General features: G+C 42.1%; 19 protein-coding genes. 9 read left to right on the top strand and 10 right to left on the bottom strand.

From position 1 onward, the window contains the following. Positions 1–12: 12 nt before the first annotated feature. Both FHS86_RS12380 and FHS86_RS12375 read left to right on the top strand, forming a co-directional pair. Entirely contained in the window at positions 13–996 is a 984-nt protein-coding gene (locus tag FHS86_RS12380) for a DUF6427 family protein (RefSeq protein ID WP_429413961.1), read from the top strand. Continuing rightward, on the top strand, positions 996–2,657 hold the full coding sequence (locus FHS86_RS12375) for a carbamoyltransferase C-terminal domain-containing protein (RefSeq protein ID WP_429413958.1): 1,662 nt from the start codon (positions 996–998) through the stop codon (positions 2,655–2,657). The genes FHS86_RS12380 and FHS86_RS12375 overlap by 1 nt, the downstream gene beginning before the upstream one ends. Before the next feature lie 43 nt (positions 2,658–2,700). On the opposite strand, the gene FHS86_RS12370 is transcribed toward FHS86_RS12375, so the two are convergent. Further along, positions 2,701–3,957, bottom strand: a complete 1,257-nt coding sequence (locus FHS86_RS12370; protein ID WP_429413955.1) for an MFS transporter — start codon at positions 3,955–3,957, stop codon at positions 2,701–2,703. Positions 3,958–4,173: 216 nt separating this feature from the next. Here FHS86_RS12370 and FHS86_RS12365 point away from each other — a divergent pair, with 216 nt between their 5' ends. Then, positions 4,174–4,569 carry a bacteriohemerythrin gene (locus FHS86_RS12365; protein WP_429413952.1) on the top strand — a complete coding sequence of 132 codons (396 nt, stop codon included), beginning with the start codon at positions 4,174–4,176 and terminating at the stop codon, positions 4,567–4,569. A 274-nt stretch (positions 4,570–4,843) separates the two neighbouring features. Here the strand turns inward: FHS86_RS12365 and FHS86_RS12360 are convergent, their stop codons facing one another. The 9 genes from FHS86_RS12360 to FHS86_RS12320 form a co-directional block, all read right to left on the bottom strand. Beyond that, positions 4,844–4,978, bottom strand: a complete 135-nt coding sequence (locus FHS86_RS12360; protein ID WP_429413949.1) for a hypothetical protein — start codon at positions 4,976–4,978, stop codon at positions 4,844–4,846. A gap of 18 nt (positions 4,979–4,996) precedes the next feature. Then, positions 4,997–7,264: a GH92 family glycosyl hydrolase gene (locus tag FHS86_RS12355; RefSeq protein WP_429413947.1), complete on the bottom strand. Its 2,268-nt coding sequence runs from the start codon at positions 7,262–7,264 to the stop codon at positions 4,997–4,999. A 135-nt stretch (positions 7,265–7,399) separates the two neighbouring features. Continuing rightward, positions 7,400–8,428, bottom strand: coding sequence for an inositol 2-dehydrogenase (gene iolG, locus FHS86_RS12350; protein ID WP_429413944.1), 1,029 nt, complete (start codon positions 8,426–8,428; stop codon positions 7,400–7,402). A 12-nt stretch (positions 8,429–8,440) separates the two neighbouring features. Further along, complete coding sequence (locus tag FHS86_RS12345) at positions 8,441–9,340, bottom strand: sugar phosphate isomerase/epimerase family protein (RefSeq protein ID WP_429413942.1); 900 nt, start codon at positions 9,338–9,340, stop codon at positions 8,441–8,443. Between the two features lie 26 nt (positions 9,341–9,366). Then, a complete protein-coding gene (locus FHS86_RS12340) occupies positions 9,367–10,842 on the bottom strand; it encodes a CoA-acylating methylmalonate-semialdehyde dehydrogenase (RefSeq protein ID WP_429413939.1) in 1,476 nt (491 codons plus the stop codon). A gap of 56 nt (positions 10,843–10,898) precedes the next feature. Next, positions 10,899–12,758, bottom strand: a complete 1,860-nt coding sequence (gene iolD / locus FHS86_RS12335) for a 3D-(3,5/4)-trihydroxycyclohexane-1,2-dione acylhydrolase (decyclizing) (RefSeq protein WP_429413936.1) — start codon at positions 12,756–12,758, stop codon at positions 10,899–10,901. 1 nt (position 12,759) lies between these two features. Next, positions 12,760–13,770 carry a 5-dehydro-2-deoxygluconokinase gene (iolC, locus tag FHS86_RS12330; RefSeq protein WP_429413933.1) on the bottom strand — a complete coding sequence of 337 codons (1,011 nt, stop codon included), beginning with the start codon at positions 13,768–13,770 and terminating at the stop codon, positions 12,760–12,762. Between the two features lie 21 nt (positions 13,771–13,791). Then, on the bottom strand, positions 13,792–14,694 hold the full coding sequence (gene iolB, locus FHS86_RS12325; protein ID WP_429413930.1) for a 5-deoxy-glucuronate isomerase: 903 nt from the start codon (positions 14,692–14,694) through the stop codon (positions 13,792–13,794). After that, on the bottom strand, positions 14,688–15,620 hold the full coding sequence (locus FHS86_RS12320) for a class II fructose-bisphosphate aldolase (protein WP_429413927.1): 933 nt from the start codon (positions 15,618–15,620) through the stop codon (positions 14,688–14,690). Before FHS86_RS12320 ends, iolB begins: the two co-directional genes overlap by 7 nt. A gap of 325 nt (positions 15,621–15,945) precedes the next feature. Here FHS86_RS12320 and FHS86_RS12315 point away from each other — a divergent pair, with 325 nt between their 5' ends. The 6 genes from FHS86_RS12315 to FHS86_RS12290 form a co-directional block, all read left to right on the top strand. Continuing rightward, positions 15,946–16,830, top strand: a complete 885-nt coding sequence (locus FHS86_RS12315; RefSeq protein ID WP_429413924.1) for an AraC family transcriptional regulator — start codon at positions 15,946–15,948, stop codon at positions 16,828–16,830. A gap of 431 nt (positions 16,831–17,261) precedes the next feature. Further along, positions 17,262–20,348: a SusC/RagA family TonB-linked outer membrane protein gene (locus FHS86_RS12310; RefSeq protein ID WP_429413921.1), complete on the top strand. Its 3,087-nt coding sequence runs from the start codon at positions 17,262–17,264 to the stop codon at positions 20,346–20,348. A 6-nt stretch (positions 20,349–20,354) separates the two neighbouring features. Continuing rightward, positions 20,355–22,172, top strand: coding sequence for a SusD/RagB family nutrient-binding outer membrane lipoprotein (locus tag FHS86_RS12305; RefSeq protein WP_429413919.1), 1,818 nt, complete (start codon positions 20,355–20,357; stop codon positions 22,170–22,172). Positions 22,173–22,181: 9 nt separating this feature from the next. Further along, entirely contained in the window at positions 22,182–23,138 is a 957-nt protein-coding gene (locus FHS86_RS12300; RefSeq protein ID WP_429413917.1) for a hypothetical protein, read from the top strand. A gap of 6 nt (positions 23,139–23,144) precedes the next feature. Continuing rightward, entirely contained in the window at positions 23,145–25,742 is a 2,598-nt protein-coding gene (locus tag FHS86_RS12295) for a T9SS type A sorting domain-containing protein (RefSeq protein WP_429413914.1), read from the top strand. A gap of 21 nt (positions 25,743–25,763) precedes the next feature. Further along, on the top strand, positions 25,764–26,819 hold a 1,056-nt coding region (locus FHS86_RS12290), incomplete at its 3' end, for a hypothetical protein (protein ID WP_429413911.1).

Raw genomic sequence — 26,819 nt, 5'->3', positions numbered from 1 at the left:
ACCTTAACGCTTATGTTGCTTAAGCTTTTCAGAGCCAATAACTTTTATCAGTTTCTCTTGTTTCCGGTTTTTGGAATCCTGCTGCTTTTACCCGGTTTTATCAATCCGGTTCAAAGTAAGTGGCAGCTTTGGGACGCTGCCGGGCCACTTGCGATCAATTTGGGAAAATGGATAATGGAGCCAACGCTGAATACGGCACTTGCTTATTTGCTGGCCATGGCACTTTGTTTTCTGCTGGTACAAATCAATGCTCGTTTTGCCTTTGTTAAAGAGCCAACATTTCTTCCAACCTATCTCTTTCTGCTTATTGTATTTGCACTGCCCGAATTACAAGTTGTAAGTCCTGTATTGTTTGCTGCGGTATTCGTTGTGCTGGCCATCCGGAGTATTTTTAGCGCGTTCGAAAAACAACGTGCATACAGCAATGCCTTCGATGCTGGATTTTTGCTGGGACTGGCCGGTTTGTTTTACATGCCAGTAAGTGTATTGGTAGTACTGGTTCCTTTTGCAATTCTGATTCTGCGCAGTAATGCTGAATGGAGAGAATGGACACTGCCTTTTGTTGGCTTGTTCTTTCCCTGGATGTTTTCATTTTTGGCTTATTTCATCTGGAGTGATGTATCAGCCTGGTTTGATCTGGTTACAAGCCCGTTTACCCGGACCCGGGATATCGGTATACTGTTTAAATTGCCGTTTCAGTTATATCTCCTCTTTTTACTGTTCCTTATTATTCTGGCAAGTATTTTCATTCTGAAGCAATATGGAGAAAAGGGGATTAGTACCAGACGTTATTTTAAGATACTGGCTTTGTTTTTTGCTGCTTCATTATTATTGCTTATTTTTCCCTTTGTTTCCTATGAATTGCTGGTAATACTGGCTATTCCCCTCACATTTCTATTCACCAACTATCTCCTTTTTTCAAGGCGACGCCTTTGGGCCGAAGGGTTCATATGGTTGCTGCTTGTTTTTTCAGTTGTTATACAGTTTTTAATTTAATGGAGCAAAGTAAGGCCACTTTAGGAATATACGGAATTCAGGACAGAAGCGATCATCCATATCCTCAGTATGTGCATGATCATTCATTGGTGATGATGCATGAAGGAAAAGTTGAAAACATGCTTCAGCTTGAACGTTATTCGCGCATTAAACGCGATAATAAAATGCATCGGCATTTAACGTCACTGGTGCGCGAGGCCGGCTGGGTCGATCGTGAGGCCGATGTGGTTTTTGTCGATAATGTGGTAGGCCGGTCGTTGATTAGCAGCGATGGGCAAATCAGATTCGAAGCACCTTTAATGGGACGCCTGACAAAAACATGGGAGCAGGGACGGCTTTGGTGGTTTAAGCGCGAAATGAATGCCTGGGTGCTAAACCATGAGTTGGCACACGTGTTTTCATGTCTTCCTTTCTTTGGTGAATTTGAAGAAAACAGCCTTTTGATTCATTTTGACGGCGGCGCAAGCCTTTCTAATTTTTCAGCCTGGATGTATCGCATGGGAAAAATTATTCCTGTGGAGCATCACTGGGAGCTGAAACAACTCACTTCACTTTTCAATGCCAATGCACTCACCTTTGGGATCATGGGGGCAAAAATGCAGGATCAGAACAGTGTGCCGGGTAAGCTGATGGGCTATGCAGCCCTGGGCAATTACAACGAGGACATTGAATTCTGGCTGCGTCAAAACAAGTGGTTTGAGGATTGCTGGAGCCAGCGATCGGTATTCTTCGAGCGGGCTAAAGCCGACTTTAATATCGATTTGCAATCGTTCGATCAGCACAATACTTTTTTGCAGGATGTCGTGGCAACCATTCAGGAAGTTTTTATGCGCGCCACCTTGATGAAGATCGATGATGTAAACACCCTGAGTTCTTGTAAAAACCTGTATTATACCGGAGGTTGTGCGTTGAACATTCATACCAATTCGGCCATCATCGAAAGTGGTATTTTCGATCATGTTTATATTCCGCCCTGCACCGAAGACTCCGGATTGGCGCTGGGTGCAGCTGCATTTGGCGAATGGATGAAGGGGAACAATATTACCCGGCACAGTGCTTACCTGAATGGCTGGGGAATTGAAGCGTATCGGCTCGATTATTCCGAATCGGATGTTGAGGAAGCAGCTTTTTTACTGATGAATGGTGCAGTTATTGGTACCTGTAATGAGTATGGGGAAGTGGGTCCGCGTGCACTTGGAAATCGAAGTTTGTTGGCGCTTCCAACGAAGGCACTGGCTAAAAAGGTAAGTGTCGATATGAAAAAGCGTGAATGGTATCGTCCGGTAGCTCCGGTGATGCTTGAAAAAAATGCCTGCCAGGTTACAGGACTTAAGCACATGCATCCCCTTTCAAAATACATGCTGCTCGATTTTCATGTTCTACCCGAATATCATGAAAAGCTGGCCGGTGTGATTCATGCCAATGGTACTGCCCGTATTCAGGCTGTTGGATTCCGTGACGATAACCCCTATTTGTTTGATCTGCTTACTGTACTGGATCATAAATATGGGGTAAAGGCCCTGATCAATACCTCGTTTAATGTGCAGGGAGCGCCTATGGTGCATACTTTCGAAGATGCGCTTGCCGCAGCGCGTGGGATGGGAGTCAATGCACTGGTATTTAACGGAAAAGTACATAAAATGAATGAACAGGAATTCTAGTATTTTTCTGCACATTCAGTTGAGCTGGAAGATTAGCTTGAAATCATGAATTGCTCTTGCTCAGCTTAATTTTTCGGAACAACTGCAAGCCTAAAAACAGAAGTCCAATGCCTGCTGAAATTATAGTTAGCGCTATGCCAACACCCTGGTAATCGGCCAGAAATCCAAGCAATAAGGAAATAATTACGGCGTACACCGTTTTTAACTGCGATTGTGCTGAAAGTACCGAGGCCAGTATTTTATTGGGAACTTCATCGGCTACCAGTGTCGTCATTATTGGCTTTCTGAAGTTCTCTACGATGTAAATCAGTGCAAAAGCCACAAGGGCAAACCACCAGAATTCGCTGTTAAAGAGAAGTCCGCAAATAAGTCCGGCCAAGAGCCCGGCCAGCAGCGTTGTATTGGCAGCACGACCCTGTCTGTTTTGCTTCACGATTCCGGCCATACGCGAAGCGCCCGACGTGAAAAGATAAATGATGAAATAAATGCTTCCGATAAAGAGCCCGTGTCGCTCCTTTGTATTTAACTGGGGCAAAAGAGGCAAGGTGGCAATGGCTGCAACCATGACGGGCTGAATATAATCTTTCACCGATTTCTGGAATGAGGAATGGAGCGCTGAATTGCTGATGAGGGTTAAAACGGCTGGTCGGCTGAGTACGACCTTAAAATTTTTAAATGTATTGATAAGTTGTTCCCTTTTTTTCTTTTTATCCGGAGTTTCTGAAGCGTAATTCAGCTCATTGGGATAAGATAGCAGTAGGAGGAGGTTAATCAAATAGGGAATGGTGGCATATAGAAAGATGCTTTGGAAATTTCCTGAATAAAAAACGATGATTCCACCTGCAAGCGACGATAAGGCCATGCCCCGCTGCGACCACGCGCGCGTGTGTCCGTAATAGGCGGTTTTGTATTGATCCCAGCCCTTCATTTTCAGATAGTCCATCATCATTCCTTTATGGGTTCCGGTTCTGAAGGCATCGGCCAGTCCAAAAAGAGCAAATGCCAAAAGCAGGGGCACAAAGCTGGATGAAAAATAAAAAACTAGAAAGGAAGCAATGTAAAACAGAAATGACCCTGCCAGCGTTCGTTTCCGCCCCCAGGTGTCTGCCATTAGTCCTGAGGGGATTTCGAGAAGGTTCAATGCCACTTCCCGAACGGCATACATGATACCGATTTGTGAATAACTCATTCCTTTTTCGAGAAGATACAGTATAAGAAAGGCTTCAAAAAAACGCAGGTTTTTTAAAAAACCGTAAGCACTAAACTTATAGTATTGCAGGTTTTTAACTGAAGATTGCATATTGCTCGAATTTTTTCTCTTTAAAGCTACAAATTCCGGTTGAATAAAAAATGAGTGAAATAAATCGATTTTGATTAGACGGGTGAACTTGCAGGATATAGCTCAATTTTCTTAAATTATCAAATGTTCCCATACAGTTTTACAAGAAGCCGGAGGTGCTTGGAAAAGCTATTAAAAAGGAGTACTATAGGATGGTAAATTTTAATCATCAGGCTTATGATTTTTGTTAAATGGAAAGAAGAATACAGCGTAGGAATTAAAACCATTGATCAACAGCACCAAATGCTGTTTCAACTCATCAACGATTTCTACAACAATCTGAAAAGCGGGGCGGACAAAAGCACCATGAAAAATGTAATTGGTGAGCTGGAAGCCTATATACAAACGCACTTTGCTACCGAGGAAGCACTGATGCAGGCTGCTTCCTATGCCGATTTTGAACCGCACAAACTAAAACACGCTGCGTTTTGTGAAAAAGTCGCTGATTTCAGAACGCGTTTTGAGAGCGGTCGTTTGCTGTTGACCATCGAAGTGGCAGGTTTTATCAAAGACTGGATTACCAGTCATATATTGGATACCGACCAGCTTTACAAAGGCATTGTTAGCGAATAAAATGTCCTTGCAGGAATAACTATAATTCTTGAATGAATATATGAATGTATCATAAATAAAGGGATAGCGCGTGTTTAATCTATCCCTTTAGTGGTTCAGTGTAACGGAAAGTGTGATACTGGAAGCAGGTCATGGCCATGTAATTCTGTCCAATATTCATTATACCATCAATTCTCATTTGATGACGGCTTTTACTATGCTCATCTTTGTTGATCATGAAGTCTTTTTCATCCCTGCGAGAATCGTAAACCAGGATAACAATACTATCGATTTTCTAAACTTTGGCAGAAAGATCTGTCAGATTTTTTGCTCCTCTATAGCCAGCATTTGAAACAGCAATGGTTAATGCAATAACCAGGCTAAAGCCAGTAGTTCGCTTTGTACCTACTTTCAGGTTCCTAAGTTTCATAACTCAATGTTTAAGTTATTATTCAGGTGGCAATAGCTCGGTTCCCCAGTCGGAAGGTTCAGGTCCCATTTCAAAAACTAATTCTCCACCGGCTATAATATTACCGTGCTCCAGCCAGGCTTTGTTATAAGGCTCTCCGTTTAGAGTGGCAGACTGAATGTATACATTGATATCGCTTAGATTTTTTGCTTTTATAGCAAAGTTTTTCCCGTTTTCCTGATGAATTACGCTTTGCTTAAAATAAGGGGAATTGATCAGGTAATAAGAATGTCCTGCGTTGGGGTACAAACCCATCATATGAAAGGCCAGCCATGATGACATGGAACCGGAATCGTCGTTCCCAGGAATGCCTGAACGGCTGTTGTTGTAATTGCCATCGACTATTTTCCGAATGCGTTGGCTGCTTAAATCGGGACGGCCAATCCAGTGGTATAAATTCGGAGTTAGAAACGATGGTTCATTGGCCACATTGTAATAATCGTTAGCGAAGAAAGTATCGAGACGTTTCCTGAATGCTTCATTTCCACCGCACTTTTCAATCAGACCTGGCACATCGTGCGGAACCATGAGTGAATACTCCCACGATGTTCCTTCATAGAAAAACCCGCACCACCAGCAAACGCAAACAGGCCATTCTTTTGACAGTGGATTGTAAAGTACATACTCCTCGGTTGCTTTTGGTCCGTTGCAATAAATGGTGTCGATCCAGTTTCCCTTGTGATCTTTTGGCATGATGAAACCTTTGGATCCATGGTTTTCTATATCGCGCCACAGGTTCTTCCAGTTGCCTGATTGTCTCAGATACTTCTGATAAACTTTCGTATTTCCTAAACCTTTTGCTACCGTAGCAATGCAATAATCGTTAAAGGCATATTCCATGGTACGGTTTCCGGCGCGTACGAAACGGTCAGAGATATATCCTAAGGTGTTATAGTCGGCTAAGCCGCCGCGACCTTCTTTTTCTTCTTTACCTCCCGGAGGAACTGTGGCATCTTTTAGCATTGCCTGTAAACCTGTTTTGTAATCGATGCCTTTCAATCCTTTCACAAAAGCATCGGCAATAAGCACATCGGCATTGGAGCCTCCCTGTGTTCGGCCATTGTAATTTCCGCTACGGGCATCTGGCATATAGCCATCATATCTGTAAATATCCAAAAGGGCATTTACAATATCGGTCTGGCGCGACGGGCTAATAAGGGTTAATAATGGGTGCGATGAGCGGTAGGTGTCCCATATGGCGTAAAAATCGTCGTAATACGGCTGGTCCGAAATCCACAAAGGGTTCTCACCAGTGCGATCAACCGGCATAAGCATGGTATGATAAAGCGCTGTATAGAACATTATTTTTTGCTCTTCAGTAGCGCTCTCATCAATTTCGATACGGCTGATTAGTTCTTCCCATTGCTGTTGGCAATCGTTTAATACCTTATCGAAATCCCAATGAGGAATTTCATTCTCGATATTTTGTTTTGCCTTTAATGAACTTAGAAAAGAAATTCCAATTTTTACCTGCACCTGATCCGATGGCGCTTTGTCGAATGAGAGAAAGACTCCTGTTTTTTCTCCGGTATCGGCCTGCTCTTTTATGCGCTTAAACAGCTGATTCCCTTTCCATGTTCCGTATTCATTAAAAGGCTGGTCGAATACGGCATAAAAATACACGGTATAAGCCGCCCCATTGTTCCACCCGCCCCGTACACGGTTATAGCCGCGTACTTCATGGTCAGATACGATTTCAATTTCAGAACCCACCAGGTGCTGATTTTCCCTTGAAAAAGGGGCATCGCCTTCATCAAGAAATGCTCCGGCATCAATCAAAATTCCTTTCGAACCAGTACTGAAATTGTATTTATGAAAGGCTACTTTTGCAGAAGTGGTCAATTCCACGTTGATATTCCATTTTTTCAACTTTACACCATAATAACCAACAGAGGTTTGCTCATTGCTCCGTAACGATGTTTGATGAGTTGAATTAAATTCACCGGAATAGGGCATCAGTAAAACGTTTCCATACTTTGCTCCGCCTCCTGTTCCGCTAACATGTACCTGACTAAAACCATAAACAGGCATGAGGGTATCGGGGCTATATCCACTATTGGCAAACCGGTTGATATCAGGTCCGGGTTTCACCATGCCAAATGGTACCGATGGGCCAACTGTGACATTTCCTTTTCCCTCAGAACCGATGAAAGGGTCGATATAGGAATAACAGGGCTGTGAAACTCCCTCATTAACCCAAAATATAAAAAGTAGAAAGATGAGTAATATAAAGCTGGAACGATTCATTCTTCTAAAGGTTCGGTTATTATATCAAACTGAAAAAAGGGAAGATAAAAGATTAACCCTTATCATTATCCTTATCACTCCCCTCCTTTGCCTAAAACTACGAAATTATAATTACTCTTACTTTATACTGACTATTCAGTCTGAATATACTTCGCTGATTTTTACCGGTCTGTTTTCTTCATACGATTTTTTAGCCGCCAGGGCAATGGCTACAGAAACTAATCCATCTTCACCCGAAACTAAAACTTCTTCATTGTTAAGAACGGCATTGCAGAAAAGTTTCATTTCGTTGGCATACGATTCGGTATAACGATCCATGAAAAAGTTCAAGGGTAGTGAACGATGTATTCCGTCGACTGAGTAATAACGGTGATTCTCGGGAAAGTTATTGTCATTACTTACCATTCCTTCGGAACCAAATATTTCAACGCGCTGGTCGTAGCCATAAACTGCTTTACGGCTGTTATCAATTACACCAATTGCTCCGTTTTTGAACGTTAAAGTGATAATTGCCGTATCAACATCACCAGCCTTTCCGATTTCATCATCGACCAAAACAGCCGCTTTTACAAATACTTCGTCTACTTCGCTGCCCACAATATAACGCGCCATGTCGAAATCGTGAATGGTCATATCCATAAACATTCCGCCCGAAACAGCGCTGTATTCTGCCGGTGGCGGAGCGGGATCGCGTGAAGTGATTTTAAGAATGTGCGGTTCACCAATTTTACCATCAGCAACCATGCTTCGGATCTTCATAAAATTGGGATCGAAGCGACGGTTGAAGCCGACCATTAATTTTACCCCAATTTTATTCACCTCAACGAGGGCCTGCTGAATTAATTCGATGGAAATATCAATCGGCTTCTCACAGAAAATGTGTTTCCCTGCTTTTGCTGAATCAATAATGTATTTTACGTGCGTATTGGTAGGTGAACAGATTACTACCGCCTCAACTTTGGAATCATTCACAATATCGAGGTAGTTGGTAGATACTTTGCCAATACCGAACTGCTGTGCCAGTTCGTTTGCACTTTCTTCATCTACATCGGCCACAGCAATTACCTCAGCCTGAGGAATGCTTTTAACCAGGGTTGATATATGAACCTTGCCAATACGGCCTGTACCGATTACACCAAGTTTTAATTTTTTCATCTGTTTCATAGACATGATATTTTACAAACCAATTGAACTTAAATAATGACGATTGTTTTTAGCGCAAAGCTTTGGATTTCCCATGCCGGGCAAAACATCCTGTTCAACTACAATCCATCCCTGATAATTTTGCTTTTTTAATTCATCTAAAATTGCAGGAAAGTCAACAGAGCCTTTCCCCAATTCGCAGAAAACCCCCTGACTTACCGACTTGAAATAATCCCAACCTTCGATTCTTGATTGTTCTGCAATTTGTGCATCACAATCTTTGAAATGAACATGCCAGATGCGATGCATATATTTTTTGAGTGCTGATAACGGATCTCCTCCTCCGAAGCAATAATGTCCCATATCGAGAACCAGACCCAGCAATTCTGGATCGGTTAATTCCATCAACTTAGCTATTTCATCAGGTGTTTCAGCGTACCCTCCGCAATGGTGATGAAATACGGTACGAAGCCCTGTTTGCTTTTTCACTTCAGCAGCAATAAGGTTAGCACCTTTCGCAAAAGTTTTCCATTCTTCATCGGTTAGCCCCATCTCTGGCTTTATTCGTCCGGCATTCTTCGTTCGTTCCTCAATTGTACCGTTATCATCGGCCAGCACAATAAAGGCATTGTTGTAACCAGCATCGGCCATAAGCTTTGCTGTACGCACAGCTGTATCTACTCCATTTAGGTGAGACGCTTTTTCTTTTAAAAAGACAGGCACAAAGGCCCCCAGCATTTCCAGTTTTCTTTTAACCAGTTCGTTTCTCAATTCTCCGGAATTAGTAGGCATAAATCCCCAGTCGCCCAGCTCTGTACCTTCGTATCCTGTCTCTTTTATTTCATTAAGCACCTGTTCAAATCCGGCCTGTTTGGGAGTTTCTTCAAACTCGAGCACTCCCCAGGAGCATGGTGCATTTGCTACTCTAATCATATGTATTTGGTTAGTTGATTCCATGACTAAAATTTACGGGTCCACTCATTGTGCCAGCGTTCAATCACCACTTTGGTTTGTGTATAAAACTCAACAGCATGACGTGACTGTCCGTGCAAATCGCCAAAAAAGCTTTGTTTCCATCCGCTAAAAGGGAAATAGGCCATGGGCGCAGCCACTCCAATATTTACTCCGATATTGCCTGCCATGGCATCGTGACGGAACTGACGTGCCGCGGCCCCGCTATTGGTGAAGATGCAGGCCGAATTACCGTATTCTCCTTCGTTCACCAACTGAATGGCTTCATCGAGCGTTTCAACGTGCATCATGCTGAGTACCGGCCCGAATATTTCGGTTTTATGAAGAACACTGTTTTGTTGAACGTTGTCAAGAATTGTGGGATGGATAAAATACCCGTCTTCGAAACCTTTTACTGTAATGTTTCTTCCATCGAGCAGTAATGCTGCGCCTTCGTTCACACCTTCTTCAATGATTGCTTCAATCCGGTTTTTACTTTCGATGGTTATTACCGGTCCCATATCAGTTCCCGCTGAACATCCATAACCGGTTGTTTTTGCTTTGGCTGCTTCAATCAGCTTTTCAGTGAAAATTTCTTTGGCTTCACCGACAGTAACGATTATGGAGGCTGCAAGACAACGCTGTCCTGCGCATCCAAAGGCGCTGTCGGCTATTATCTTGACAGTCGATTCAACATCGGCATCAGGCATTACCACAATTGGGTTTTTAGCTCCACCCTGTGCCTGAATTCTTTTCCCATGAGCTGTTCCTCTTTCATAAACATATTTTGCCACAGCGGTTGATCCCACAAAACTGATTGCCGGAACTTCGGGGTGTTCAAGCAGTGCATCAACTGTTTCTTTTCCTCCGTGAACCATGTTCAACACTCCCTTTGGAAGATTGAGCTGTTCAAGAATTTCAAAAATTCGGGTCATGGTTCCCGGCACCTTTTCCGATGGTTTAACAATGTAGGTATTGCCACAGGCGATAGCATAAGGCATGAACCAGAATGCAATCATTATCGGGAAATTAAAAGGAGTAATGCACGCACCAACTCCTAAAGGTTGCCGGATCATAAATTCATCGATACCGGTGGCCACATCTTCCGAAAATTCGCTCTGAAGCAGAACAGGAATACCACAAGCCACCTCAATATTCTCAATAGCGCGTACCATTTCTGCCTTCGATTCAGCCAGGGTTTTTCCGCTTTCGTTGGTACAAATTGCGGCAATTTCGTCAGTATGATCCTCCAGCAACTGCTTCATTTTGTATAAGTACTTTATCCGTCTCGATGCAGGTGTGTTGCGCCATTCATATGACGCCTTAGCCGCCGCGTCGACCGCTTTGTCAACATCGGCTCTTATTCCCGCAGGTACTTTTACAATGGCTTTGCCGGTTGCAGGATTTATTACCGGAATGATTGATTTACCTGCACTGTTCACCCATTTTCCATTGATATAATTCTTCAATATCTCGTTCATCATCTTTTAATTTTTACTGTTCTGCTTGAACAACATCAGAATACTTTCTCTTTCTTCTTCTATAAATAATATTTTTGTTTCTTCTTGTTTGCCATGTAGTTTTGATAAGCTTCATTTACCGTATTTATTTCGGAAACCTGTGCAACAGCAACGTCCCACCAGGCATATCCGGGTACACTTTTGTACAAGTCCGTTTCAATAGTAATTACGGTAGTTTTGGTTTGCCGTTTTGCTTCTCTCAAAGCAGCTTTAAACGATTCGATGTTGGTAGCCTCAATTACATACGCACCCAAACTGCGTGCATTCTGAGCATAATCTATCACTATCGGATCGCCGGTTAACTGTCCGGTCATTGCATCGCGATAGCGATATTTCGTTCCAAAGCGTTGTTCACCCAAGGACTGCGACAGTGCGCCAATACTTTCGAAACCATTATTATTCAGTAATATGATGGTATATTTGATTCCCTCCTGAATGGCTGTGACTATTTCGTTGTTCATCATCAGGTAGTTGCCATCGCCAACCATAACATAAATTTCGCGATCGGGAGCAGCGATTTTAGCACCAATTCCTGCGGCACATTCATAACCCATGGTGGAATATCCATATTCCAAATGAAAACCTTTTGAGTCGGAAGTACGCCACAGTTTATGCAAATCGCCGGGAAGACTACCTGCAGCGCAAAGTACTACATCGCGCTTTTTAATGAAATCGTTTACAGCTCCAACAACTTCGGCCTGGCGAACAGGAAGCTCACCCTGAACTTTGTAGGTTTTAGCAACAACCTTGTCCCATTGTTGATTCAGTGTTTTGCATTTTTCTGAATAAGCAGCGTCAACGCTGAATCCCGGTAACATTTCCTGAAGTTCTTTAAGGGTTACTTTTGCGTCGGCGGTTAATGGCAAGGCCCCATGTTTAAAGGAGTCGAATTCAGCAACATTAATGTTGATAAACTTCACATCGTTATGCTGAAACGCTGTTTTAGACGCTGTGGTAAAATCGCTGTACCGGGTTCCAATACCAATGACCAAATCTGCATTGTTGGTAATTTCATTCGCTCCCGGTGTTCCTGTGGCACCAATGGCTCCAAGGTTCAGTGGATGGTCATAAGTTAATGATCCCTTACCAGCAAATGTTTCTGCAACAGGAATTCCTGTCTGATTAATAAATGCAGTAAGCACATCAGTTGCCTCGCTATACAGTACTCCACCGCCGGCAATAATCACCGGATGTTTGGCCCTTCTGATCAATTCAACAGCTTTCCTTAATAAAGACAAATCGGGGCGAGTACGGGCAATTGTCCATACTTTCTTCTGAAACATTTTTTCAGGAAAATCGAAGGCTTCTGCCTGCACATCCTGCGGAATCGCCAAAGTAACAGCACCCGTTTCAGCAGGTGAAGTAAGCACTCGCATTACCTCAGGCAATGCAGTAATCAATTGCTCAGGCCGATTGATGCGATCCCAGTATTTGGAAACAGGCTTGAATGCATCGTTTACTGAAATATCTTGTGACCACGCCGATTCGAGTTGCTGTAAAACCGGAGCAACCTGACGTGTGGCAAAAATATCGCCTGGTAATAAGAGTACGGGCATACGATTGATGGTGGCACATGCTGCCCCGGTAAGCATGTTGGTTGCGCCCGGGCCAATGGAAGATGTACAGGCAAAGGCGCCCAAACGGTTCTTCATTTTTGCATAGGCTATGGCAATATGCACCGAAGCCTGTTCGTTACGCGTCATGATGTATTTGAAATCGGGATACTGCATTAATGCCTGACCAATTCCGGCCACGTTTCCGTGTCCAAAAATTCCCAGACAACCTTCAAAAAAAGGTTGTTCAAACCCATCACGTTCCACGTATTGCTGTGAAAGGTATTTGATTAAAGCCTGGCCTACTGTTCTTCGTCTTGTTTCCATATCAAAGCCCTCCATGTTGATCAACAAATGCCATTACTTCATCATACCTTGGACTGAAATTGGAGCATCCCTCTTTTGTAACCAGAATGGCTCCGCAAGCATTCCCCATCCGGCAGCACTTGTACCAGTCCCAATTATTCAGATAGCCGTAAATGAAACCACTGGCAAAGGCATCGCCAGCTCCCAGCACATTTACAACTTCAACAGGAAATCCCGGAATGTCAATCACTGTTCCATCTTTCAAGAAAACGGATGAACCTTTCTCTCCACGCTTTACAACCAAAGCTTCAAGTCCCAAAGCCATAATTTTTTGTATGGCCTCTTCCACATTGCCATTTATTTCTGGAGCTGAAATTTGTTGGTTTTTTATTCTTATTTGATTGGGATCACTTAACATGGTTGCCAGAATTTCTTCTTCGGTACCCAGTGCGATGGTGCAATTTTTCAGAAAAGCCCTGACGGTGACCCCGAACGAACGTGGATCGTGCCATTGGTCAGCTCTGAAATCAAGGTCAATAAGAATGGGAACATTGTTCTTCACCGCTTCTTCTGCAGCGAAGAATCCGGCAGACCGTGTTGGCTCTATGTTGAGTGCAGTAGCCGAAATTTCGAAAATGCGGCACGAGCCAATGTTAGCATTTATCACATCATCGATATTCACTTTTGAATCGGCACAATTATCCCGGTAGTAAACCAGTGGAAAATTGTCGGGTGGCTCAATTCCCAGCACCACTGCACTGGTACGGGCTCCCGACTTACGTGGAATCAAAGTGGTTTCTACTCCTTCTTTGTTGAGGAAGTTCAACAAATAATCGCCAATCTGATCTTCACCAACGCCAGTAAGCAAAGCCGAATTTAATCCGAGCCTTCTTGCGCCCACTGCAATATTAAGCGGAGAACCACCAACATACGAGTTGAATTGTTTAATGTCGACAAATGGTGCTCCAATGTTGGCTGAATAAAGATCGATGGATGATCTTCCGTAGGTTATTAAATCGTATTGTTTGTTCATTTAAATTGTTGTAAACAGTTATTACTTTTCACCTGAATTCATATCCAGTGTCACCATAGGAATTCTTTCATCCATACCTTTCCATGTACCATAAATCCACTTGTGGTCAGGATCGTCGGTATTGGCAAGGCTTTGATGACTTCCGGCCAGAAAATTCAGGTAATAAACGTTGTATCCGTGCAAGGCTACAACAGGATGATAACCACGGGGTACCAATACGGCATCGTTGTTATGCGATTCGGTAATTTGGTTCAAACTACGATCGTCGGTATAAACCTTCTGCATGGCATAGCCCTGTGGCTGATCCACTTTGTAGAAATAAATCTCCTCCAAACTGGCTTCTTTCACAGCGCCTGTTTCCGGATCGATCTTCACCTCATCGTGTTTGTGAGCAGGGAAAGAGCTCCAGTTGCCTGAAGGCGTATAAACCTCAACACTCACTAAACGCTGACAATCGGATCCCGGGGGAAGAATACTGTTGATTTGCCGGCTGGCATTATCGCCACCACGAAATTCAATGCCCATTTCATCAACCTTTTCAGGAGTAATGAATTGAACAGGATGAATTTCTTCGGCAGGACACCAGCCACAGGCTAAATCCAAAACTTGACTGGATGCCTTAATGGAATAGTTGGTATTAGGTGGAAGATATAAAGCGTGGGGTAAACCACTGAATACATCTTTCCGCCCGTTTTTGGTTTCCCAAAATCCCTGATCGGTTTGTGCTGAAAAGTTTCCACCAAGCAAAACAAATAGCATTTCGTTCTGCCCGGTATTTCCTTCCCAGGTTTCATGCTGTTGTAACATTCTGCTTTCAAAATTCAAGTGTTTCCACCCAACTTCATCTGCAGAAATGCATTGATAACTCACTTTTTTGTCATTGGCTTTCACCAACAACGGAATTTTTATATACTGATTCAACATGCTTTCAAAAGATTAGATTTCAACATGGTGCATTTCTTTGCCACAAATGCAGACAGCTCATTCATATAGGTTTTCCCGGGGACAACCATATCGAAAAGTTCAGGAGTAGCTTTGAAAAATTCACGATGCACACGCGTCCAAATCAAACGCATGTCGGTGGCAATATTAATTTTACATACTCCCAATCGAATGGCTTCCAGTAGTTCTTCTTCTTTCAATCCTGAAGCTCCCGTTTTTAAAAGTCCTCCATTTTGGTTAATTTGCTCCACTTCTTCTGCTGGAACAGCCGAAGCTCCATGCAGCACTAAAGGAAAACCGGGCAACAATTCATTGATTTTCCTCAGAATTTCAATTTGGAGCCCTTGTCCACCAGAGAATTTGTACGCACCATGGCTGGTACCAACAGCAACTGCCAAACTGTTGCATCCTGTTCTTTCCACAAACTCTTTTGCCTGCTCAGGGTCGGTATAGAAGGCGCGACAGCTATCGATTGACAGATCATCCTCTACGCCACTAAGCACCCCGAGCTCAGCCTCCACTGCTACATTTTTCTTTCGTGCTTCATTAACAATTTCGCTTGTAATTAGAACATTCTCTTCAAATGATTCATGTGAAGCATCAATCATGACAGAATCATAAAAACCAGATTGGATAGCGTCAATACAGTGTTCATAATTACCATGATCGAGATGAACTGAAAATTCTACATCTTGATATTGATTTGCAACTGATAATATAATTGCCTGCAAAACTTCTGGAGACATATAATTACGGGCAACAGGCGTTATTTGGATGATTACCGGCATTTGGGATAATTGCGCTCCCCTGAATACACCATGCACCTGCTCGGCATTGAATACATTGAATGCACCAAGACCAAAACGGCTATATGCTTTACTAAAAATATGTTCGATTGCGGTTTGCATAAGTTCTGCTTTGTCTGTCAGCTTAATGTTTGTTTTATGACAAAAATCATTATTTTGATCATTCGGTAAACAGGGCTAAATTCCACTAACAGCATTTAAGCTATAAAAGCGCAATTAATCAAATGTTTACACTTTTTATCAATGGTTTCAGTCAATTCTGGATTCAAGCATTATTCATTTTTATTGAATGAACTTCAGTCCTGATTTTATGATTATAAAAGTAGAGGAGTATTGACCTTTTTGTATTAATTTTCTTGCCTTATACTAATGCTATCTTAGCCGGATTCTTTATATTTATCCCGTAAATGTTATTTTTAATAAAAAAATGAAACCATTTTATCAACAACTTTCTACAGAGCCTCAGCAGCCAATCATTTTCCTTGATGAAGAAATTCCACATTTTACTGTACCGTGGCATTTTCATCCGGAAATAGAAATATTATTGGTTATCAAGAGTGTAGGTACGTGTTATATTGGAGACGATATTAGCAGATTTACTGAAGGTGATATTAGCATCATTGGCGAGAACATCCCTCACTGGTGGAAAAGTGACGACATTTATCTGCAGAAAAAAAATATGATTAACACAAAAGCACATGTTATACAATTCCGAAAAGATATCTTCGACTCGAATTTTATCAATATTCCGGAAATGGGGCAAATCAAGAACTTGCTTGAACGCTCACAAAGAGGCATTCAGTTTACCGGAAAAACACGACAGGAGCTGAATAAACGCACGAGGAAGATCTTCCGTTCTTCGGGATTGGAGCGTATAACCGAGTTTATTTTATTGCTTGATCAGATGTCTAATTCAAATGAATTTCGTTACCATTCAAGTCCTGGTTACTCAAAAATGGTAAACACGTACGATTTTTACCGATTCAATAAAATCCATGAATACATTATCCATAATTTCGACAAACAAATAAAACTTGAGGATGTTGCTTCTACGGTAAGTATGAGCCCTACTGCCTTTTGCCGTTACTTCAAGAAACACACAAAGAAAACCTTTGTTGAATTCCTTACCGAGTTCAAAATTGGGCATGCCTGTAAGTTAATTGCGGAAGAAAAAATGTCGGTATCAAGGGCCTGCTTCGAAAGTGGGTTCAATAATCTCTCGCATTTCAACGTTCAATTCAAAAAAATTGTAAAGCTAACTCCATCAGAGTATAAGGCTGCATATTCAGGGGAAGAGGTCAATAAAAATTAAGCAGCGTAATTTCCCCCTTATTATTATATTGTATAAAATGACGTTAAGATTGACTCTTTGAGATATGTGTAAGCAAATTAACAGAATTGCAATATTCTTTTGCCTTTCAGGTAACAATGTCCTTACATTCTCTTAATAATTATTGTCTAACATTGTCACCTGTGGCAGCAAGCTGTTGCAATTATTACAATTCTCTTGTATGAAAATGCGCCTGATTATCTTCGAGGTAGCATAATTTACATCCTAAATTTAACATTAATCACTCCCGAAAGAGATATTAGGCTAAAATAGCATTAGTATCAGGCAAAAAATATGGCAGTATTTACACCACTGTATTCTAATTTTATTGACGAAATATTAGAACTGATTCAATGCTCAATTAATATTTAGATAACACTAAACTTATGATTAAACTGAAAAAAATTTAATAGATGCAAAAGAGAACCTTACTTACGACCATTTTACTGCTGTCGAGTTTCGTAGTAACCTTTGCACAACAACAAATAACAGGAAGAATAACCTCATCGGAAGATAAGCAGGGGATACCCGGAGTTAATGTTGTTATCAAAGGAACTTCGGCCGGAACCATTACAGACATTGATGGAAATTTCAGCCTCAAAGCTTCTGTTGGCGACACACTCAACATTTCTTTTGTTGGTATGCAACCTGCAACACAGGCTGTAGGAAACGAAACTTATTATGCAATTGTACTTAACCCACTTACAGAGAAAATCAGCGATGTAATTGTAACAGCACTCGGACTTAAAAGAGAAGAAAAAGCATTGGGCTATGCTGTTCAGAATGTTAAAGGAGAACAGGTCGCAAAAGTCAAAGAACTGGATGTAATTAATGCACTTTCCGGCAAATTATCAGGAGTGAACATCATTCAGGGTGATGGCGCTATTGGCGGTGGTGGTTCAAGAATTGTTATCCGCGGGGAATCGTCACTGGCAGGCAACAACGATCCTTTATTCATTATTAATGGTGTACGAGGAAGCGCGAACGATGTGGCTGCCGATGATATTGAAAGTATTTCTGTACTTAAAGGCCCTGCAGCTGCGGCACTTTATGGATCCGAAGCAGGTGGAGGTGTGGTAATTATCACATCGAAATCGGGCAAGGGCAGCAAAGGTATAACAGTTGAAGTCAACTCAAATTCCACTTTTCAATCGCCATTGATTTTGCCTGAATATCAGAATAAATACGGAATGGGAGAAAGCGGAGAGTACAGCTATTACGATGGTAATGGCAAGGGAACATTCGACGACACCCGTTATAATTGGGGGCCTGCATTCGATGGAGAGCCAAGGAACCAATTCACCGGATATGATCCCTGGGTTGCTTATCCCAATAATGTGAAAGATTTTTATGAAACAGGTCATGTTTACGTGAATAATGTTTCGTTATCACAAGCCAATGAGAACGGTAACATGCGTTTTTCCTATACCAATACCGACCAAAAAGGGATTATGCCCAATACGGGATTAACTAAAAACAGGTTCGATTTGAGTACAGGTTTTAAGATGTTCGACAAATTAACGTTCAATGCCAACCTGAATTACCTTAGAACATATTGTCCGAACAACCGTCAGGTAGACGTGCGGTTTATCCCACGAAGCATCGATATTAGCGCTTTAAAAGATTACTGGATCCCTGGTTTGGAGGGCTATCAGCAAATGAATTACCGCCGTAGTGCAAACAACCCGTATTTTGTGCAATACGAAATGCCATTTTCTTATACCGACTCAAAGGTAATATTGAACATGCAGGCACAATATGACATTACCAAACATCTGAATGTTATTGGACGTTTTGGTACAAATTATACCAATAATGAATACTACGAAAAACATGCATACAGCCATTACGACGGTGGTCAGCCATTGGAGTTGTATGGTTATTACAAAAACGGGCAATCTAATACATGGGATCGTACCGCAGAGTTTTTAGCATCGTATGAAAACAACTTATCTGGTATAATTAATTATAAAATCTCGTTTGGTGGAACTCATTACAGAAGAGAGACCAATTATATACAGGGAGAAATCAGAGGTCTGCATTTTGTGGATTTATACAATTTGAATAATCGCGATTATCCCATTCGGATAGACAATGGAATTAGCAAGCTGGAACGGAATAGTCTTTACAGCTTTATAAACCTTGATTATCAGCGTAAAGTATTTTTGGATATTACGGGCCGTAACGACTGGTCGTCAACCCTTCATCCCGATAACAATTCGTTCTTTTATCCATCGTTTACCTTATCGGCATTGATGAGTGACATCTTCGAACTTCCTGAAACAATTAACTTCTGGAAAATAAGGGCCAGTTGGGCAAAAGTAGGTAAAGACATTCCTCAGCCATATTTTATTACAGCCGATAAATATTACTGGAGTACAAGCAGTGAAACCGGTGAAACATACCCTTCGCCGGTTGACTATACCACAGACCCCTACCTTAAACCGGAATTAACTACCGGTGAAGAAATCGGGACGGACATTCGCTTATTCAATAGTAGAATAGAGTTGGATTTTACCTATTATACTTCATCTACCGTTAATCAAATATTGAAGACCTATAAATCGATCACCTCGGGAGGTCGCCAATATGAAATGATGAACGCAGGTAAAATCAGTAGCAAGGGAGTAGAACTTACTTTGAACACCGTTCCTGTGAAAACAAACGATCTGGAATGGAACCTCCAATTCAACTGGTCGCTGGATCGGACTTATGTAGATGAATTGCTGGTTGATCAACCCGATTTCAATAAAACACAAAGAGTTAATGAGTTTATCTACATAGAAGATCGTGTAGGACAACGCCGTGGTACCTTTTATGGACAAGCCTACGAAAGGGCGCCTAACGGAGAACGCCTTTACAGTTTGTCGGGCGATACACGCTTAACCGAACGCCGGGTGCTGGGAAATTACAATCCCGACTGGATGGCTTCGATGAGCAATAGCATTAACTACAAAGATTTCAGTTTCTCGTGTTTATTTGATTTACGCTATGGCGGATTGATCTACAATGAAATTGAACGAAAGTTGAATATGTATGGCTTGTCGGAAGCAACTTTACTGAACGACCGTACAGGTATTGTTCCTGACGGCATGGTTGAAGAAGCCGACGGTACCTATCGTAAACTGACTCTGGCTGATTTGGAAAAATTCGGCAAAATAGGTGGACAAAGCGGACAGGAATACTGGGCTACCCAAATGGAAGAAACCGCTCCTGAAAATGAATTGATTGATGATACCTACCTAAAGTTGAGGGAACTCAGGATAGCGTATAAACTTCCTGAAACATGGTTGAAAAAGACCTTCATACAAACAGCAACCATTGCAGTAATAGGAAGGAATCTGGCCGTGTGGTCAAAAGTGAAGCACATCGATCCGGAGACTTTTGGCTATGCTGAAGAAGGCAGCGACTTCGGCTATGGATCGAAGGTTCCGGGCTATGCTGTTTCTTCTACACCTTCAGTACGTAGTTATGGTTTCTCGTTAAACATTAAATTTTAAATTGTCATGAAGAAAGTTAAACACATACTGAACTATCTGATTCTTATCGCTATTCTGGCTGTATCGGGTTGCGATACCTGGGAGGCTGATATCAATGAAAACCCTAACGACCCGCCAGCGGTTGACGAAACCAATACCACCGATTATGATCCGAGCCAGTTTATGCTCGATATGATTTGGTACGGCATTGCAGGTATGGACTATATACATTGGAATGTAATTCCGGTCGTTTGTGAGTATCATGGAAAAACCATCAGTTTAAGCCAGGGAAACCGCCATCAGGCATGGCATGCATTCGACGATTCAGCTTATGATGGTCCATGGGGAGGTGGATACACTGCTGTCAGGTACATCAAAAAAATGCGAAATGCTGCCACTGCAATGGGTGATGTAAATTACCAGGCTGTAGCCACCATCTGGGAATGCTACGATTTTTTCAATCTAACATTGCTGTATGGCGACATACCTTATTCTGAAACCATTTCAGAAAATGCCCCTATCGACCCGGTTTACGATAAACAGGAAGAATTGTATTTCGTGCTCATCAATAAACTGAAGTCAGCTGGAGCATCCATCGAAAGCTCTGGTATGATTGACAGTCAAACCGACCTGATTTTCGGTGGCGATATGCTGAAGTGGAAAAAATTTGCCAACACCATGCTTATCCGCTATGCCATGTACATGTACGAGGCAGCTCCCGATTCCGCAACGGCATTAATCAATGAAATCGTATCGGATCCAAACACTTATCCGGTTATGACTTCGAACGAAGACAATGCATACTTCCATTACGATGGATCACAATACCAATCGCGCTATTACACCTTGTCTTCAGCAAAAATGAACGAAGCCCCTTTTAGCAACATATTTATAGAGCGTTTAATATCACTTAACGATCCTCGCTTGCCGGTATATGCACGTCCCGTACAATATGTTCACGACGATCCAACTTGCAACGTTCTGCCCAGTAACCCAGGCACCGATAAATATGCTGGTCACCTTTATGGCATAACCACGGATAATGCCTATGCATCATCGTGGAACGACGGAGCCAACTATGCTTCTAAACTTGGAGAATTCTTCAGGGTGGAAGACGATAAAGGAACAGCCACGCAGGAGAGTGCAACAAAGCCTTTGGCACTGGCCACTTATTCTGAAATGTTGTCCTTCCTGGCCGAAGCAGTTGAAAGAGGAATTCTAACATCCACCGATATTACGGCAAAAGAATACTATGAAAAATCGATAGAATCTTCTTTTGATCATTTTGGTGCAACCTTCGATTCAGAAAAATATGCCAGGGCCTTTGGTGATGCAGCGCCTCAAAGCATTGAAGATTACCTTGCACAATCCAGTGTTGACTACGAGGGAGGAAGAGATAAATTGACACTGATTGCAGAACAAAAGTGGATTGCAAGCTTCCTGTTAAACTTCGAACCCTATTTCGACCATCGTCGGACGATGTTGCCACGTTGGAGAGCATCTTCAGGAGCTGAAGCTTATGTGGCCACCGGTAGTGGAACTAAATTCCCTTCGAGGGCTGATTATCCTGGTTCTGAACTTTCAACCAACAGCGTAAACGTAGCCAATGCCAACGCAACTGCTTTTGATATTCCGGTAACCGGACAGGGCGATAGGAACCTTGCCTTAATGTGGCTGTTGCAGCCCAAAGGAAGCGACTTTTTACAAATGCCGGTATTTCAGGAACCTACTTACAAAGCAGAGTATCCATGCCGTGCAGGAGATGCCGAATACGGTACGCAGTTTAAATCGTGGTACGACAACAACTGGAATTCAATGTTTTGGTGGAAAAATAACGATCAATAATCTATGACTATGTATAAATATCTAAAAATAGCATTCATACTGAGCCTCGTTGCCATTGTTTTAAACAGCTGTTACGATGTTGAAGAGGGCTACCGGATTGATTATCCTGAATCATCGGCACAGTTTACCATAGTCCCGGTGAATTATATCCGTGGAAAAATAGGTGACACCATATCATTCAAAATTGATGTAATTTCCGAAAGTGCCATAAAATCACTCACCGTTTCCTCATCGGTTTCCGGTGGAAGCGGAACAGGATATACCATTCCTTCGGGAGGTAACGATCCGTTTATTGACCACACCTATGGAACCATTCAGAAAAATGTAAAGAGTATTGACATCTATTACAACTATATTGTCAATCAGGATTCACTAAATTCTATACTTACATTCGGAATGGTTGATGGCGAGGGTAAGTTAACCATTGAACAGGAAGTAATTACCGTACCGGGTATTGTAAAATACAACAATGTTGCTTTGTACTTTAATAATAGTTCGAAAACCGACGGTTTTTCAAGCCTTGATGGTAAAGTGTATCACTACCTTCCTAATTACGAACCCATAAGCGAAGCAAACTTAAAGGTTCAGGAGGCACTCGATTTTGTTTTCATTGTAGAAAACTCCAGTGCAATGTTGGTAGCGCCTTACGACTGGCACTATTCTTCCAGCATGCAAATCAGGAACAAATCAAAACTGAAAAAAGCAACTTCAATTTCAACAGATGAATTTCCACTTTTAACGGCGGCGGAACTATCCTACGTTGCCAGTAACGATACCCTGAAAAATGGAGCTACTTATGTTTCCGACATTAAGGTGGGCGACATCATCGGCTTTCAGACTGATTTTGCATCTGCAAACTCTTACAAATATGGTTTGGCCATGATTAAAGCCATTCATCCAACTAATACAGAATGGTATGAAGGCGAAAGTTATGTAATTGAAATGGACGTGGTAACTCAAAAATAAGTAAAGATGAAGAAACAGTTATTAACATACTTTTTTGCACTGGCTTTCATCTTTTCAGCCAGCGCTCAGGATTACAGCGGATATACCAAATGTTTGGAGCAGGATTCGCTGGCATTGGTTGCCTTCTATAACGCAACCGACGGGCCTAATTGGAAAAGCAACCAGGATGGTTTTTCGATAAACGACTTAAGTGATAATGTGCTGGAGTACCATACTGACATCTACCCAAATGCGGGAATGGGAAAATGGCTCGAAGGGCCGGTAAAAGACTGGTTTGGTGTATTATTGGAAAAACAACAGCTTGGTAATACAACCGACTCTGTTTGGCGAGTCATTCATCTTCTCCCAACAATTAGCCGACGATCTGCAGGTGACAATAATTTGAAAGGATACGTTCCAAAAGAAGTTGGTCTTCTTACTGCTTTAAAATGGTTTAAAGTAAACGGAAATATCGGATTGAAAGGAACTGAGTTGCCTGATGAACTATTTCAGGAGAATCTCGAAGCAATTGATATTGAAGGCGTATATTTCAGTGGAATTCTGTCCGAAGCATTTCGGAATTGCATTAATCTTAGTTTTTGTAATCTTCGGTATAATCTATTAGACAGTATACCCACTTTCGATTTCTGGACTCCCGAACAAATTGTAGAACATTACGGCCCCAGTGGTGACGCATTCTATGTCTATAACAATCAGATTTCCTTTGCCAATTGGGAAGCTTCTGTTAAGTATTTCCAGACTTTTAGCAACCCCGGCGATATTAAGTATGAGGCACGTCAGTTAACCAATATGGGGCGTGAACGGGAGATAATTGTTTCGCCCGGAGAGAAGGTAACGTTGTCAACAAATGTTGGAGGTGAAAACGGAGAATACAAATGGTATAAAAAAGGATTCAATACCTACAAAAGTGGATCAGAATACACTATCAACAGTGTATCGGCAAGCGATACGGGAGAGTATAAGGCATTGGTTGTAAATGAGCTTGTTCGCTTAAACGACCTTAACGTAGACTATGTCAACTCTTTTAGCAAGCCCATTTACGTGCGTTTTACCCCATCAACGCCGGTAATTAAACATGCCGAAACATCGTATAGCGGAAATACGCTACAGATAACTTTCAACAAGCCAATGGTCTTACCTTCATCGGCTCAAAGCAGTGAATTTGAGATTACAAGCGGGGGTAAAAACATTACAGTCACCAACCTTAAACGTACCGGGAGATTAAACGACACCTATGTGCTTGAACTGTCATCGCCCGTTATTAATGCAGAAGAGGTCATACTGTCTTATACGCAGGGAACCATTAAATGTGCAAATGGAGGTGAGTTGCAATCCTTCAACAATTTAGCTGTACAAAACAAAACGAGAGTTGCTCCTTTGGTTGTAAGCGCTAAAACCCGTGTGGATGGTAGCGGTATTCTTATCACTTTCGACAGATACATTGATCCGGTAACATTTAATGTAACCGACTTTGTTGTTAACAGTTCAACACCAACAGCGGTGGCAACAATTGTACTCAATCCGGGGCCAACAGATCCGACTATTTCTAAAACATTAGAACTGGTATTGACTGAATCTCTGTCGTCGGCTGATGAAATCATCATTAACTACACTAAGGGAAAATTAAACGGACTATATGGTGGAGCATTGCAATCATTTGGTCCGGTACAGGTAACGAATTTGATCGTAGAAAACAGACAGGCAATTACTATTACTGTTGAAGATGGAACGCAAAGCCTGAATAACATTTTCATCGGAGGAGACTTGAAGAGCCTGCCATTTGCACTTTTCGATGATGGCACCAATGGAGATGCAACATCAGGTGATCACATTTGGAGCAAAACTGTAGAATTATCACCAGGAAGCTATACCTGGACGGTACTTAAAAGAACTACAACAGTAGAATACGATACTGTTCGGACTACAGATGGGAACGGCATCATTACAATTGAAATCACTCCGAATGAGATCAATACAGATGAAATCATCAGCGAAGGCAGGAATCTTGTGATTGAAGTTTCAGAAAAGAACTTTTCAGGAGATACCTTCTTTGGCTACAGAAACAATAAAGTGACCTTCATTCTTGACCTTGATGGTTATGAGACAAACGCTGAAGACCTCATCCCTTACCTGATGGGTATCCAGGGCGACTGGACAACAGGAGTCCAAATGGAGTCGTTTAATCATTCAGCATCTACTTATATTACAACCGTAGGTGGTTACAATGTGGGCGATGAAATCAGCTTCAACTTCAGGTTGGGCGATACCTGGGAAAATCAGTCGGCTGAAAAACGCTGGCACACCATTACCGGGAACGATACAATATATGCAACTTTCGGAATTGTAACTGCTATCAATGAATGGCAGAACGATCAGATTAAAGTATATCCGAACCCTGCTAAAAATCAACTTTTTATTAGCAGTAAGAATAATACGCCAATGAAAGAAATCAAAATCTACAATTTATTTGGCCAATGCACTTTATCACTTCAGCAGAATGAATCAACAATCGACATCAGTCAGCTGGAGAATGGATTTTACATGATGTTGATTATCGACGAAAATGATAACACATTCAATACACGATTTTTGAAAGAATACTAATCAAAAACACAAAAATTAGTTATGAAGAACTTTTATCTTATCCTAGCATTGATCTTGTGCTTCTCTTATACAAGTACTAATGCACAAGTGAACGAAGCCGACTCTCTAGCCTTGGTCGACATTTACAATGCAGCAGGCGGAGCAAACTGGGCCAACCAGGGCAACTGGCTTGTTGGAACTGTTGATACCTGGGAAGGTGTTGTGGTTACTGACGGCCGTGTAACTGAACTGGCATTGTACCAAAGCGACATGGTTGGTACAATATCTCCATCCATCGGACAACTTACCGAACTGACTAAACTGGAGATTAAAGGAGACGAAGATGCCCGTACTTATGTTGACATCCACGGAAGCATACCTGCCGAACTCTGGAACTGTACGAAGATTGCCCGTTTGCAGATCAAGTTTACCAATATTACAGGCGACCTTCCAGCCGGAATTGAAAGTATGACAGCCCTGAGTGAGATCAACTTCCAGGCAACAAAGTTAGGCTGCCAGCTACCTGAAGCCCTGTTCAACCTGCCATCGCTGGCCAAAGCTTATTTGCACGAAAGCGATTTCACAGGTACGGTACCTGCATCAATCCAGAATGCAACACAGCTCACAAGGTTGTACCTGCAGAACAACAAGCTTGAAGGCCCGCTGCCCTTTGTTGAACTGGCCAATGGCGGTGCCAGCAGCAAAGTTCAGCTGACAGGTAACTACTTCTCGTTTGCCGATGTAAAACCTTACCACGATGCGAAAGCCGGATATGCAGGGTTTAGCGACGATTATCAATATGCGAAAGAAGAAGAAACACAAACTGTAGCCGGTGGTAGCGACGCTACTCTGGATGGAACTGTTGATGGAGGTGAAGCTTATGTATGGTTCAAAGAAGGTGTTGATGAACCTGTTGGTACCGATGCCCAACTGACCATTTCAAATGTAGGCATCCCTGACGAAGGGACTTACACTTGTAAAGCACAGTCGTCACTTGTGCCTGAGTTTGATATCCGTACTGTTGTAAATCTGAAAACAGATATCCAGGGAATGGAACGCGACTCATTGGCACTGGTCGACATTTACAATGCAGCAGGC

Origin of the sequence: Roseimarinus sediminis, assembly GCF_050433125.1 — a bacterium.
GTDB classification, from domain to species: Bacteria; Bacteroidota; Bacteroidia; order Bacteroidales; family Prolixibacteraceae; genus Roseimarinus; species Roseimarinus sediminis.
This window is presented reverse-complemented; position numbering and strand designations above follow the sequence as displayed.